Source organism: Enterobacter sp. RCC_40 (assembly GCF_041360735.1).
GTDB classification, from domain to species: Bacteria; Pseudomonadota; Gammaproteobacteria; order Enterobacterales; family Enterobacteriaceae; genus Enterobacter; species Enterobacter ludwigii.
In genome coordinates, this window is sequence record NZ_JBFUPR010000001.1 from 824405 (window position 1) to 838408 (window position 14004).

The following is a 14004-nucleotide window of genomic DNA, read 5'->3' on the forward strand; positions in this document are numbered from 1 at the left end:
ATTTTTTGTTCCGTACTATACAGTCAGGCTATAAATGATATAGTGGTTATAGTTAACCCTTTTCTTATTATCAAATCGTCTTAAGCGATTGAACGCGTGCGCTAAATCGGATGGTCTGGCATGAAATTACAGCAGCTTCGTTATATCGTTGAGGTGGTGAATCACAACCTCAACGTCTCTTCTACCGCTGAGGGGTTATATACCTCGCAACCGGGCATCAGCAAACAGGTTCGTATGCTGGAGGACGAATTAGGTATCCAGATTTTCGCTCGCAGCGGTAAGCACCTCACGCAGGTGACACCCGCCGGGCAGGAAATCATTCGTATTGCCCGGGAAGTCCTCTCCAAAGTTGACGCTATTAAGTCCGTGGCGGGTGAACATACCTGGCCGGATAAAGGCTCGCTTTATATTGCCACAACGCATACTCAGGCGCGTTATGCGCTGCCAGGCGTTATTAAGGGCTTTATAGAACGTTATCCGCGCGTCTCTTTGCATATGCATCAGGGCTCGCCCACGCAAATCGCTGAAGCGGTTTCAAAGGGCAACGCGGACTTTGCCATCGCGACAGAAGCGCTTCACCTGTATGACGATCTGGTTATGCTACCGTGCTACCACTGGAACCGTTCTATCGTAGTGACCCCGGATCATCCGCTGGCGGGGAAAGGGTCGGTGACTATTGAAGAGCTGGCGCAATATCCTTTAGTGACATACACCTTCGGCTTCACCGGACGCTCTGAGCTTGATACGGCCTTTAACCGGGCGGGATTAACGCCGCGCATTGTCTTTACCGCCACGGATGCTGATGTCATTAAAACCTATGTGCGGCTTGGCCTGGGCGTTGGGGTGATTGCCAGCATGGCCGTCGACCCGGTTTCAGACCCGGATTTGGTTCGTCTTGATGCGCACGATATTTTCAGCCACAGCACGACCAAAATTGGTTTCCGTCGCAGCACCTTCCTGCGCAGCTATATGTATGATTTTATTCAACGCTTTGCCCCGCATTTAACGCGTGACGTGGTCGATACGGCGGTTGCATTACGTTCAAATGAAGATATTGAAGAGATGTTTAAAGACATCAAACTTCCGGCAAAATAATCACTCCCGGTATCTTTCCCTCACGGAAAGATACCGAATTAACTCCTTAAAGCTAAATCATAATTATCATCATCTACATTTTCCCTGCCATATAATGTCATTACCCATTTAATCTGTATGGTTTTAATGTCGTGAATTGGCGACAAAAGTAGAAACTAATTTACGGCTACGCAAATATTTCTTTTCAATTATTTATTTCTGGTCAAAAGATTGAATATTTCCCACCCATTGATGCGTAAATTCACTGGCTTTTCGGCTAAAGTTTCTTTAGGATTTATCTCAACAGATGATTAATTGTACCAATTGTTTGGTCCTAAATGATAAGCGATATCGATTGTATGAGGTTAGCAATGCCTTCAGGAAGTGAAGAACCGCAAAGGGATCCTGCGCTCAAGCGTAAAGCCTGGCTGGCGGTCTTTCTCGTCTCCGCCCTGTTTTGGGTAGTGGTTGCTCTCCTTGCCTGGAAATATTGGGGTTGAATATGGCAGTGACGGTACGTACAGAAACGGTAAAACAGATGTGTCAGCATCGTGACAGTGGTCACAAAGGACGCAAAGCACCTGCGACCGTTGTCCCCGCGTCCTGGAAACTGACGCCACAGCAGCAAGCCTTTATTGATGTGTTCGCAGAAGACGAACCCAAAAAACAATAATTTAGTTAATTGCGTAATGATGCAAATAGTCTGAATAAAGACTCTGCACCTTTGTACTCTTTAATAAATACACATCAGCAATATAGAACTGAGGGCAAACCTCGGAGCCTTTTTAAAAATAATGCCTGGTGTACCCTATGATGAATAACATGATGTCTCACAAATACTGGTCATGGCTCGGCGTTTTTTCTGTGTCGATCCTGTTCTGGTCTCAGCTCATCTGGCTTGCCTTCCTGTAAATCCAAAACCTCGCTGCGGCGGGGTTTTTTGTTTTCGCACTTTACTGGACCATTCCTAAATTTATCAATTCGGGTTGTTATCAAAACGTTACGACATCTTTGTGTTATCTTTAATTACAGCCCTGATGATTGTCAGGACATCTCTGTAATTAAGGAGGAGCTTATGTCGTTAACCCTACGCGAAGCCAGTAAGGACACATTACAGGCAGAAAACAAAACCTGGCATTACTATAGCCTGCCACTGGCTGCCAGAACGCTTGGGGACATTTCGCGTTTACCCAAGTCCTTGAAAGTTTTGCTGGAAAACCTCTTACGCTGGCAGGATGGCGATTCCGTCACCCTCGAGGATATCCAGGCGCTGGCGGGGTGGCTGAAGAGTGCCCATGCCGACAGAGAAATAGCCTATCGCCCGGCGAGGGTCCTGATGCAGGACTTTACCGGTGTTCCTGCCGTGGTTGATTTAGCCGCCATGCGCGAAGCCGTTAAGCGCCTCGGGGGCGATACGGCAAAAGTGAATCCGCTTTCTCCCGTTGACCTCGTGATTGACCACTCCGTGACCGTTGACCACTTTGGTAATGATGACGCTTTTGGTGAAAACGTACGTCTGGAGATGGAACGTAACCACGAGCGCTATGTCTTCCTGAAATGGGGGCAACAGGCGTTCAGCCGCTTTAGCGTGGTTCCGCCTGGAACCGGTATTTGCCATCAGGTTAACCTCGAATATCTGGGCAAAGCCGTCTGGAGTGAATTGCAGGATAAAGAGTGGGTGGCTTATCCGGATACGCTGGTCGGGACGGATTCACATACCACCATGATTAACGGCCTCGGTGTGCTGGGGTGGGGCGTCGGGGGTATTGAAGCGGAAGCGGCTATGCTTGGTCAGCCGGTGTCGATGCTCATTCCTGATGTGGTGGGCTTCAAACTCACCGGTAAGCTGTCGGAAGGCATTACCGCCACCGACCTGGTGTTGACCGTCACCCAGATGCTGCGTAAGCATGGCGTGGTGGGTAAATTTGTTGAATTCTACGGTGACGGGCTGGATTCGCTGCCGCTGGCCGATCGCGCCACGATCGCCAATATGGCGCCGGAATATGGCGCGACCTGTGGCTTCTTCCCCATCGATGACGTCACGCTGGAATATATGCGCCTGAGTGGTCGCAGTGAAGAGCAGGTCGCGCTGGTCGAGGCCTACACTAAAGCGCAGGGGATGTGGCGAAACCCGGGTGATGAGCCAGTATTTACCAGCACGCTTGAGCTGGATATGGGAAGCGTCGAGGCGAGCCTTGCCGGGCCAAAACGTCCGCAGGATCGGGTCGCGTTACCGGACGTACCGAAAGCTTTTGCCGCCAGCAATGAACTGGAAGTTAATGTCGCGAAAAAAGATCACCGTCCAATAGACTATGTCCTGAACGGACATCAGTATCAACTTCCGGATGGCGCGGTGGTTATTGCCGCTATCACCTCCTGCACCAACACCTCGAACCCAAGCGTTTTGATGGCCGCGGGACTGTTGGCCAAAAAAGCCGTTGAGCTTGGCCTGAAACCGCAGCCGTGGGTTAAGGCTTCGTTGGCCCCGGGCTCTAAAGTGGTTTCAGATTACCTGGCGCAGGCAAAACTCACCCCGTACCTTGACGAGCTGGGCTTTAACCTCGTGGGTTACGGATGTACTACCTGTATCGGTAACTCCGGTCCGCTGCCTGAGCCGATTGAAACGGCGATCAAGCAGGGCGATCTTACCGTGGGTGCGGTTCTTTCCGGTAACCGCAACTTTGAAGGGCGTATTCATCCGCTGGTGAAAACCAACTGGCTGGCCTCGCCGCCGCTGGTTGTGGCTTACGCGCTGGCGGGAAACATGAATATCAATCTCACGACAGACCCGATTGGTCACGATCGCAAGAACGAGCCTGTTTACCTGAAAGATATCTGGCCGTCTTCACGCGACATCGCGCGAGCCGTTGAAAAGGTCTCAACCGAAATGTTCCGCAAAGAGTATGCGGAAGTGTTTGAGGGCACGCCGGAATGGAAAACAATTAACGTCGTGGGCTCGGATACCTATGGCTGGCAGGATGATTCGACCTATATTCGTCTGTCACCGTTCTTCGATGACATGCTGGCTGAACCTGCTCCGCTTAAGGATATCCACGGGGCGCGTATTCTGGCGATGCTTGGCGATTCCGTTACCACGGACCACATCTCGCCGGCGGGCAGTATCAAAGCCGACAGCCCGGCAGGCCGCTATCTGCAAAGCCGTGGGGTGGAACGCCGGGACTTCAACTCCTACGGATCGCGTCGTGGTAACCACGAAGTGATGATGCGCGGGACGTTTGCCAACATCCGCATCCGCAACGAAATGGTTCCGGGCGTGGAAGGGGGCATGACGCGTCATTTACCTGGCACGGAAGTGGTTTCGATTTATGATGCCGCCGTTAAATACCAGCAGGAAGGCACGCCGCTGGCGGTGATTGCCGGTAAAGAGTACGGCTCCGGCTCCAGTCGAGACTGGGCGGCGAAAGGTCCGCGCCTGCTTGGGGTTCGCGTGGTCATTGCCGAATCTTTCGAACGTATTCACCGTTCGAATCTTATCGGGATGGGGATCCTGCCGCTAGAGTTCCCGCAGGGCGTCACCCGTAAAACGCTGGGACTGACCGGGGAAGAGCAGATTGATATTAGTGGTCTGCAAAACCTGCAGCCGGGTAAAACGGTTCCGGTGACGTTAACGCGAGCAGACGGTAAAACGGAAGTGCTTGAATGCCGGTGCCGCATTGATACGGCAACCGAGCTGACCTACTACCAGAACGACGGCATATTACATTACGTGATTCGTAAAATGCTGGATTGACGCAGTCAGCCCGGCTCGCGATGGCGATGCCGGGCATCTCGCGATCACTCGCTCAGGAGGTGACCCATTTTGGCGGCTTTGGTATCAAGATAGTGGGCATTTTTCGGGTTACGGCCGACAATCAGCGGAACACGTTCGACGATATTGATCCCCGCTTCGGTCAGGATTTCCACCTTTTTCGGGTTATTGGTCAGCAGACGGACCTCATCTACCCCAAGAAGCTTGAACATATCGGCGCACAGGGTAAAGTCGCGTTCATCGGCGGCGAACCCGAGCTGGTGGTTCGCTTCAACCGTATCGTATCCCTGATCCTGCAGCGCGTAGGCGCGGATTTTATTCAGCAGGCCAATATTACGACCTTCCTGACGGTGATAAAGCAGCACCCCACGACCTTCTTCAGCGATGTGAGAAAGGGCTGCTTCAAGCTGGAAACCGCAATCACAGCGCAGGCTGAACAAGGCATCGCCAGTCAGACACTCCGAATGTACGCGAGAGAGTACCGGCGTCTGTCCTGAAATGTCACCGAACACCAGCGCGACATGATCCTGTCCGGTTGCCAGTTCTTCAAATCCCACCATCAGGAAATCGCCCCATGGGGTTGGCAGTTTGGCTTCTGCCACACGTTTAAGCTGCATGTGATTCTCCAGAGTAGGCTGACACGTTTCGTGCCTTTCGCCTGTTTGGCTTTCTGTATCTGTTCATTTTGCCACAAGCTCAGCACGTTCGCCTAATGGGCGCCATGCTATATGGACGTTAAACGCACGATCCGACATATCCACCCAACAGATGAATTTCAGTTATGATTGTGGTGCTTAGCGAAAAAGGAGAAGACATGCTTTCAATCGCCAGACGTACGGCAGCAGGTGCGGCCATTCTACTTATTATGCCGCTGGCCGTATGGGTCTCAGGCTGGATGTGGCAGCCGGGGCAGAACGCCACATGGCTGAAAACATTATACTGGATAACGGAGACGGTCACCCAGCCGTGGGGAATTATCACGCATGTGATCCTTTGCGCCTGGTTTCTGTGGTGTTTGCGCTTTCGTCTGCGTGCGGCGCTGATGCTCTTTGCGATACTGGGTGGGGCGATCCTCATCGGTCAGGGCGTGAAGTCCTGGGTTAAAGATCATGTCCAGGAGCCGCGTCCTTTTGTCGTCTGGCTGGAAAAAGCGCACCATGTTCCGGTGGATGAGTTCTACAATTTAAAACGTAAAGATCGTGGTGCGCTGGTCAAAGAACAGCTTGCGGAACAGCAGGATATCCCGAAGTTCTTACGTAAACACTGGCAAAAAGAGACCGGGTTTGCTTTTCCTTCCGGCCATACCATGTTTGCCGCCAGTTGGGCGTTACTGGGAGTAGGACTGCTTTGGCCACGGCGACGTACTGTCACGATCGCGATTTTACTGGTCTGGGCCACAGGGGTGATGGGCAGTCGTTTGCTGCTGGGTATGCACTGGCCGCGGGATTTGGTGGTGGCTACGCTGATCTCATGGCTGCTTGTGACGCTGGCAACATGGCTTGCTGAACGCATCTGCGGTCCGTTAACGCCACCGCCTGTCGAGGAAGAAGAGATCGCCGAAAGGGACCAAAGCGACGCCTGACGGTTGATATTCCGTGTTTTGCCCATAAATCCATGACTGGCGCGTCACTTTTTCCGTTTCGCGCCCGTCACTAAAATGGTAGTTTATAAGGCTGATTGCGGTGAGTTGAACATACTTTATTCGCTTGAACCACATAACGGGAAGTAATGTGAAATATTTACTCATTTTCTTACTGGTATTGGCGATTTTTGTCATTTCAGTCACATTGGGTGCACAAAACGATCAACAGGTGACGTTTAACTATCTGCTGGCGCAGGGCGAGTATCGTGTATCGAGCCTTCTGGCGGTTTTATTCGCCGCGGGCTTTGCGATTGGCTGGCTGGTATGCGGTCTTTTCTGGTTGAAAGTTCGTGTTTCACTTGCGCGCGCTGAACGTAAAATTAAACGACTCGAACATCAAATTGCGCCTGCGTCCGACATTCCGGAAAGCTCTGGTGTGCCGGTCGTCAAGGAATAATCGACTATGCTGGAGTTGTTGTTTCTGCTTTTGCCTGTAGCCGCAGCCTATGGCTGGTATATGGGCCGCAGAAGTGCGCAACAAACAAAACAGGATGAGGCTAACCGACTCTCCCGCGACTACGTTGCTGGGGTGAACTTCCTCCTGAGCAATCAACAGGACAAAGCAGTAGATCTGTTCCTCGATATGCTCAAAGAGGATACGGGCACCGTTGAAGCGCATCTCACCCTGGGAAACCTGTTCCGCTCGCGCGGCGAGGTTGACCGCGCCATTCGTATTCACCAGACCCTTATGGAAAGCGCCTCGTTGACCTACGATCAACGCCTGCTGGCGGTACAACAGCTGGGTCGTGATTACATGGCGGCGGGGCTGTACGACCGTGCAGAAGACATGTTCTCGCAGCTGGTGGATGAAACGGATTTCCGCGTCAGTGCCTTGCAGCAGCTGCTGCAGATTTATCAGGCCACCAGTGACTGGCAGAAAGCCATTGATACAGCCGAGCGTCTGGTGAAGCTGGGCAAAGATAAGCAGCGAGTTGAGATAGCCCACTTCTACTGTGAACTGGCCCTTCAGCAAATGGGCAACGACGACATGGACAAAGCCATGGCGTTGCTTAAAAAGGGTGCCGCCGCTGACCGTAACAGTGCGCGTATCTCCATCATGATGGGGCGCGTCTTTATGGCGAACGGCGACTATGCCAAAGCTGTAGAGAGCCTGTTGCGGGTTATCGACCAGGATAAAGAGCTGGTCAGTGAAACCCTCGACATGCTGCAAACCTGCTATCAACAACTGGATAAGCAGGATGAATGGGTAGCGTTCCTGCGTCGTTGCGTGGAAGAGAACACCGGCGCGACTGCCGAACTGATGCTCTCGGACGTGGTTGAGCAGTATGAGGGCAGTGATACCGCGCAGGTCTATATTACGCGTCAGCTGCAGCGTCATCCGACCATGCGGGTATTCCATAAGCTGATGGACTACCACCTCAACGATGCAGAGGAAGGGCGCGCCAAAGAGAGCCTGATGGTACTGCGCGACATGGTAGGCGAGCAGGTACGAAGCAAACCGCGCTATCGTTGCCAGAAGTGTGGGTTTACGGCGTATACGCTGTACTGGCACTGTCCTTCATGCCGGGCATGGTCGACCATCAAGCCAATCCGAGGCCTTGATGGGCAGTAATTTTTAAAAACGATCTATTTTAGTTACAACATACTGATGGGTTTTCAGAACCCATCGAGTCCGTGCGGTTTGCCGGCCAGGCAGGAGAGTAAATCGATTCTGTTAATTTGCAGCGCTGGCAGGTAGAATGCTCGCCGTTTATCTGTTCCGCGCCGCTGCGCGCCCATAGACGAAAAGGGCTGGTCATGACGTCTGTTACTTCCTCCGCTTCCCGCGTAATTACTGATTCTCCTGTTGTTGTTGCGCTTGATTACAATAAACGTGACGCGGCACTGGCCTTTGTCGACGGTATAGACCCTCGCGACTGCCGTCTTAAAGTTGGCAAAGAGATGTTCACGCTGTTTGGACCGCAGATCGTACGCGACCTGCAACAGCGCGGTTTTGACGTTTTCCTCGACCTTAAATTCCACGATATCCCGAATACTACCGCGCACGCCGTGGCTGCTGCTGCAGAACTGGGGGTATGGATGGTCAATGTGCATGCATCGGGTGGGGCAAGAATGATGACCGCGGCCCGTGAAGCGCTCCTGCCGTTCGGCAGCGATGCACCGTTACTGATTGCCGTAACCGTGCTGACCAGTATGGATGAGAGTGATTTACGCGATCTCGGCGTGACGTTGTCACCTGCTGAGCATGCAGAGCGTCTCGCGCGCCTGACGCAAAATTGCGGGCTTGATGGTGTCGTCTGTTCCGCGCAGGAAGCCGTGCGTTTCAAATCAGAACTGGGCCAGGCTTTCAAACTTGTTACCCCAGGTATCCGCCCGGCCGGCAGCGAGGCAGGTGATCAGCGTCGTATTATGACGCCTGAACAGGCGCTGGCGGCAGGGGTAGACTATATGGTCATCGGGCGTCCTGTGACGCAGTCTGCTAACCCGTCAGAGACGCTCAAGGCGATCAACGCATCACTGAAAAAGGGGGCATAATGACTGATTCAAACAGTCGTCTGGTCTACTCAACAGAAAGTGGGCGTATAGACGAACCAAAAGCGAAAGCCGAGCGCCCGAAGGGGGACGGTATTGTTCGTATCCAGCGTCAAACCAGTGGACGCAAAGGTAAGGGCGTATGCCTTATCTCCGGCATTGATCTTGACGACGCGGAACTGGTTAAGCTGGCCGCCGATCTGAAAAAGAAATGTGGCTGCGGTGGTGCCGTGAAAGACGGCATTATCGAAATCCAGGGCGATAAACGTGATTTAATTAAATCCCTGCTCGAAGCCAAAGGCATGAAAGTGAAACTGGCGGGCGGCTAAAATAGATGAGCCACGGCATTTGCCGTGGCTCTTTTTTTTACGTGCGTAAGTCAGACCTGAAATGCGTTCTAATATCGCAGTACCGGTGGAGGCTTATTTAATAATTATTTGCCGACCTGGTGACCGATAATACCACCGACAGCAGCGCCACCTAATGTACCCAGCGTACTACCATCTGTTAATACCGCACCGCCCAGAGCACCAGCACCGGCACCAATTGCGGTGTTGCGGTCACGTTTAGACCAGTTAGAGCAAGCGCTCAGGGACATTGCTACAGTGATTGCCAGAACAGCGGCGGCTAATTTTTTGCTGGTTAAGGTCATAATACTTTCTCCTGAATTATCGATTCACGGAAAGAGCTACGCTTTAAGTATAGACGAATTGAATACTTAAAAACTGTTTTCCGTGAAAGCTGGTCGCGCAGGCGTTACGTAATCACGCAGGTGATAGTCACTTCCTGTTATATCGCTAACATTAATTTTACGACTTTAAGGCGGGTTAAACAGGTAAAAACTCTTAAAGGAGGGTTAGGAATCATCTCAGACAGTAGGGGCATAGGCGCCCGACATTCGGGCGCTTAAAGGACTCAGGACGACTTTTTAATAATATTGACGATAAGACCGTCATCTTCCAGTTTAATACGATGCTCATCGCTCAAACGTTCGTCGGTAATTACGCGGCTAAAGCGAGAGACTGGCCCCATGGTATAAGGGTGAACGGCGCCAAATTTTGAGCTGTCAGTCAGCACAATGGCTTCACACTCTTTTTCCAGCACCGCATTCACCACATCAGAACGCATCATATCGCGGCCGGTGAAGCCCGTTTCTGGCTGCCAGCCATCAATACCAATAAAGGCCTTACTGAAATGGACCTGCTGAACATACTGGCGGGTCAGGGGGCCAACCATGCTTTCGCTTTTTTTCTGGTAAATGCCGCCCAGCAGGATCACCTCGCAGCGGGTCTCTTTGAGCAGGTGCGCGATATAGCTACTGACCGTGATGATAGTAACGTCTTTCTGTTCGGCAAGTGTGCGCGCCAGTAAGGCATTGCTACTGCCGTTTTCGATAAACACCGTCTCGCCATTGTTAACTAAAGACGCGGCAAACTCCGCCAGCTCACGCTTCAGGGCGTAGTTGTTCATCATGCGCGTCTCAACGTCCTCGCTATCGAGCGGGACCGCATATCCATGCGCACGACGCAGGTAACTCTGTTTCTCCAGCAGGTTAAGATCCTGGCGGATGGTGACTTCTGAAACGCCGGTGGTTTTAGCGAGATCGACTACGCTGACGCGTCCCTGGTCAATGACCATCTGCAAAATGATTTGTTGTCGGGAATTCATAGCATCCAATTAATAAAGCGAAACAGGTTCGGAAACAGCAGGATCAAACTTCCCACGGCGCTTTTGGCTGTCCGTTCTCAGGCGCGTTTTCAGCACCCTTCTGAGCAAGAAGTTCAGACTTCAGGATCTCCAGATTACGGATCGCCGAGTGATAATCGCCTGCCACCAGGATATCCAGCACGGTATCAATACGTTGTGCTACAGCTTGTGCATCAATAGTCGACATAATCTCACCCCAGGTGCGAAAAGGTAATATTTTCAATGATGCAGAAAATGGGATCAAAAGAGAAGGGAAAAAATGCAATAACTAAATCACATAAATGAAAGTGATAAATTTATTCCCCCACATGCTGCGGGCTTAATGAGTGGATTAGTCTAAAACTGCGCGCAAGGCGCTTTTTCTGTGAGGAATTAGACTATGACAGTTATCAACCAGCCTACCTGCACCCTGTTTACCGATACTGAACGTTTCACACAGTTGTCAGCCTACTACGAGGAAGAGCGGCACACCATCTGGATGATGCTGCGGGCGCAACCTCGTCCTTGTTTTAATCATGCGTTAATTGAGGAGATCATGAACCTCTCCTGGCTGGTTCGCCAGTCCGGGTATCTGGTCGATTTTTGGGTAACCGGGTCACTGGTTCCTGAAATGTATAATGCGGGAGGCGATTTACAGTTCTTCGTAGAGTGCATTCAAAATGGACGGCGTGAAGCGTTACGCGCGTATGCACGTGCCTGCGTCGACTGTGTGCACGCAGCGTCGCGGGGGTTTGATACGGGCGCGGTCTCTCTGGCAATGGTTGAAGGCAGTGCGCTAGGCGGTGGGTTTGAGGCTGCGCTGGCACACCATTTTGTTCTCTCTCAGCGCGATGCCCGTCTGGGCTTCCCGGAAATTGCCTTCAACCTGTTCCCGGGCATGGGGGCATATTCGCTGGTCGCACGTCGGGCAGGGATGAAACTGGCGGAAGAACTCATCTACAAGGGGGAGTCGCATACGGCAGAATGGTACGAACAGCATGGATTGGTCGATGTGCTGTTTGAGCCCGGGCAGAGCTACGTCTCCGTCAGAACCTTCATCGACACGCTGCGACCGAAGCTGAACGGGGTAAGGGCAATGTTGCGCGCCCGAACCCGGGTACTGCAACTGCCGCGCAGTGAACTGATGGATATCACGGAAGACTGGGTTGATGCGGCGTTTTGCCTCGAGCCAAAAGATATCGCCTATATGGAGCGTCTGGTGATGCTGCAAAACCGCCATCATGGGGCATTACGCAAAGCCAGTTAACGTTGTTTTCGCGACTGATATCGCTTTAGCCATCGCTCGAATGCGGCAGCGGGCATCGGCTTAGCGAAGAGAAAGCCCTGCCGTTCGTTGACGCCGTTCTTGGTCAGAAAGGCGTCTTCTTTCGCGCTCTCGACCCCTTCAGCGATGACCTGCAGGTTTAAGGCCTGTGCCACCGCGACGATGGCCCGCACCAGAGACTGGGAGATCGATTGTTTATGTATATCCCTGACGAAGGATTGATCGAGTTTAATGGCGTCGATAGGGAACCGCGCCAGCTGCGACAGAGACGAGTAGCCGGTGCCGAAATCATCAAGATGAATTTGCGCGCCAAGTTTGCTGAACTGCTGGATCACAGAGAGCGCCAGCTCTTCGTTTTCGATAAGGCAGCTTTCCGTGAGTTCAACGTCGATGGGGCAGTATTCAAAATCCAGATCCTTCAGCGCCTGCTTTAAATCGCTGAAAATGGTCTGGTCGGCCAGCTGACGTGCGGAGACGTTGACCGCCACGCGCAGGTTAATCCCCTTATCGCGCCATTTAGCCACCTGGCGCACCACATCAAGCATCACCCAGCGGCCCAGCGGGACAATCAATCCCGACTCCTCGGCATAAGAGATAAACTCCAGCGGAGGGATCAAACCGCGCTCCGGCGACTGCCAGCGCACCAGCGCTTCCAGACTTCGGATTTCACCCCGCCAGGTAATTTTAGGCTGGTAGTGAATCAGAAGCTGATCGTTATCCAGCGCTTTACGCAGGTTGGTATCCAGCCAGAGATATTCAAATACGCGCTGGTTCATCTCGGGTGAGAAGACGCAGAACTTGCCCCGGCCATTCTCTTTCGCCGTGTACATGGCGGTATCGGCATTACGGATGACGCTTTCCCTGTCGTTACCGTGCTGCGGGGCGAGGGCGATACCGAGCGAGCAACCGGTGTAAATTTCTATCAGGCCGATTCTGAACGGCTGGCGCAGACGGGTTAAGATCCGCGACGCCATGGCTTCCAGAGCGCCCTGAGAGGTATCTGTGGCCATGACAATAAACTCATCGCCGCCAAGTCGCGCCAGCACCTGACCGTCATCCAGACAGCTCAGAATGGCCAGAGCGACAGCCTGCAACAGCTGGTCGCCAAACATATGCCCGTAGGCATCGTTGACCTTTTTAAAGTTATCCAGGTCGAGATACACCACGCCGACCTGCGTTTCACCGCGGCTGGCGATGGCGTCAGAAATCAGTTCGTGGATCGCGTTACGGTTTGGCAAACCGGTGATGGTGTCGGTATTGGCCAGCACGCGCAGACGCTCCTGGGCGCGGCGCTCCTCGGTAATGTCGGTGCCGGAACAGATAAGGAAAATTTCATTTTTGCCGCTGCCGCTATGAACAAACTTGTTTCTGAACAAAAACAAGCGTTGCCCTTTACGCGTTTTGATCCAGCGTTCGACCTCGTAGGAGCTGCCGTTGCGAAAAAAACCGGTGATATTGCGCTTCGAAGCTGCCGCTTCGCTGCGGCTCATAAACAGCTTGAACACGTTCTGGCCAATAACTTCTTGTTCTTTCAGGCCGGTATATTCTTCACTCAGCCGGTTAAAACGCTGAATATTGCCGTTATGATCGAGAATAACGATGACGGAGTTGGCTTCAGAGACAACCTGTTCAGCAAAAGAGAGGCCCTGAGCCAGGTCACGAGCCACGGAGGGCGTATCGTTCCACGCTGACGCGGTGCCGGCCCATTCATTTCGGGTTATTTTGCGCCCCACAAGATGAACCGGGACATCTTCCCCGTACAACGAGAGCGTCATGGAGATGCTGGAGGTAATGACGGTTAACTGGCGGATGAGTTCGGCTTGTTCATCATCCAGCGCCACCACCTCAGTCACATCGGCATTTTCGCTGGCGGCAAGGTGCAGAGCGTTGCTGTCAGCTGTCATTCGCCACCAGGGGCTATGCGTACCCATGTAACGAAACAGCAAATTCTGCTCCAGATCGTCCATCATGTTTTCTCCCGCAGCTGCTCATTAGCGCACAAATCATTCATTTGCCGTCGACTTTTCCGTTGTGAAACAGCGGCAACCCAAAAAT

Annotated in this window: 16 protein-coding genes; 11 read left to right on the forward strand and 5 right to left on the reverse strand. The window is 52.5% G+C overall.

Annotation, left to right across the window (positions count from 1 at the left end):
* Positions 1-120: 120 nt before the first annotated feature.
* The 5 genes from cysB to acnA all read left to right on the forward strand — a co-directional run bounded on the left by cysB (position 121) and on the right by acnA (position 4825).
* On the forward strand, positions 121-1095 hold the full coding sequence (gene cysB / locus AB6731_RS03870; protein ID WP_006175683.1) for an HTH-type transcriptional regulator CysB: 975 nt from the start codon (positions 121-123) through the stop codon (positions 1093-1095).
* Between the two features lie 338 nt (positions 1096-1433).
* Positions 1434-1574, forward strand: coding sequence for a YmiA family putative membrane protein (locus tag AB6731_RS03875; RefSeq protein ID WP_214579162.1), 141 nt, complete (start codon positions 1434-1436; stop codon positions 1572-1574).
* Between the two features lie 2 nt (positions 1575-1576).
* Positions 1577-1747, forward strand: coding sequence for a hypothetical protein (locus AB6731_RS03880; protein WP_032669764.1), 171 nt, complete (start codon positions 1577-1579; stop codon positions 1745-1747).
* Positions 1748-1887: 140 nt separating this feature from the next.
* Positions 1888-1986 (forward strand): small membrane protein YmiC, encoded by a 99-nt coding sequence (gene ymiC, locus AB6731_RS03885; protein WP_032669830.1) that lies wholly within the window; start codon positions 1888-1890, stop codon positions 1984-1986.
* 163 nt (positions 1987-2149) lie between these two features.
* Positions 2150-4825, forward strand: a complete 2676-nt coding sequence (acnA, locus tag AB6731_RS03890) for an aconitate hydratase AcnA (RefSeq protein ID WP_073397298.1) — start codon at positions 2150-2152, stop codon at positions 4823-4825.
* Between the two features lie 44 nt (positions 4826-4869).
* On the opposite strand, the gene ribA is transcribed toward acnA, so the two are convergent.
* Positions 4870-5460, reverse strand: a complete 591-nt coding sequence (ribA, locus tag AB6731_RS03895) for a GTP cyclohydrolase II (RefSeq protein ID WP_003856813.1) — start codon at positions 5458-5460, stop codon at positions 4870-4872.
* 197 nt (positions 5461-5657) lie between these two features.
* Here ribA and pgpB point away from each other — a divergent pair, with 197 nt between their 5' ends.
* The 5 genes from pgpB (at position 5658) to yciH (ending at position 9307) form a co-directional block, all read left to right on the forward strand.
* Positions 5658-6425 (forward strand): phosphatidylglycerophosphatase B, encoded by a 768-nt coding sequence (pgpB, locus tag AB6731_RS03900; RefSeq protein WP_020882442.1) that lies wholly within the window; start codon positions 5658-5660, stop codon positions 6423-6425.
* A 148-nt stretch (positions 6426-6573) separates the two neighbouring features.
* Entirely contained in the window at positions 6574-6882 is a 309-nt protein-coding gene (locus AB6731_RS03905; protein ID WP_013096374.1) for a LapA family protein, read from the forward strand.
* A 6-nt stretch (positions 6883-6888) separates the two neighbouring features.
* Positions 6889-8058 carry a lipopolysaccharide assembly protein LapB gene (gene lapB / locus AB6731_RS03910; protein ID WP_014170367.1) on the forward strand — a complete coding sequence of 390 codons (1170 nt, stop codon included), beginning with the start codon at positions 6889-6891 and terminating at the stop codon, positions 8056-8058.
* A 185-nt stretch (positions 8059-8243) separates the two neighbouring features.
* Entirely contained in the window at positions 8244-8981 is a 738-nt protein-coding gene (gene pyrF / locus AB6731_RS03915; protein ID WP_020882443.1) for an orotidine-5'-phosphate decarboxylase, read from the forward strand.
* Positions 8981-9307: a stress response translation initiation inhibitor YciH gene (gene yciH, locus AB6731_RS03920; RefSeq protein ID WP_014170365.1), complete on the forward strand. Its 327-nt coding sequence runs from the start codon at positions 8981-8983 to the stop codon at positions 9305-9307. Before pyrF ends, yciH begins: the two co-directional genes overlap by 1 nt.
* 104 nt (positions 9308-9411) lie before the next feature.
* On the opposite strand, the gene osmB is transcribed toward yciH, so the two are convergent.
* From osmB to AB6731_RS03935, 3 genes are all read right to left on the reverse strand, one after another.
* Positions 9412-9630 (reverse strand): osmotically-inducible lipoprotein OsmB, encoded by a 219-nt coding sequence (osmB, locus tag AB6731_RS03925; RefSeq protein ID WP_008501216.1) that lies wholly within the window; start codon positions 9628-9630, stop codon positions 9412-9414.
* A 263-nt stretch (positions 9631-9893) separates the two neighbouring features.
* Positions 9894-10646, reverse strand: a complete 753-nt coding sequence (locus AB6731_RS03930; protein ID WP_020882444.1) for a DNA-binding transcriptional regulator YciT — start codon at positions 10644-10646, stop codon at positions 9894-9896.
* A 43-nt stretch (positions 10647-10689) separates the two neighbouring features.
* A complete protein-coding gene (locus AB6731_RS03935; RefSeq protein ID WP_025204000.1) occupies positions 10690-10872 on the reverse strand; it encodes a hypothetical protein in 183 nt (60 codons plus the stop codon).
* Between the two features lie 192 nt (positions 10873-11064).
* Here AB6731_RS03935 and AB6731_RS03940 point away from each other — a divergent pair, with 192 nt between their 5' ends.
* A complete protein-coding gene (locus AB6731_RS03940) occupies positions 11065-11931 on the forward strand; it encodes a crotonase/enoyl-CoA hydratase family protein (protein ID WP_014170362.1) in 867 nt (288 codons plus the stop codon).
* Here AB6731_RS03940 and pdeR read toward each other — a convergent pair.
* Positions 11928-13919 (reverse strand): cyclic di-GMP phosphodiesterase, encoded by a 1992-nt coding sequence (gene pdeR / locus AB6731_RS03945; protein WP_014170361.1) that lies wholly within the window; start codon positions 13917-13919, stop codon positions 11928-11930. The genes AB6731_RS03940 and pdeR overlap by 4 nt on opposite strands.
* Positions 13920-14004 lie beyond the last annotated feature (85 nt).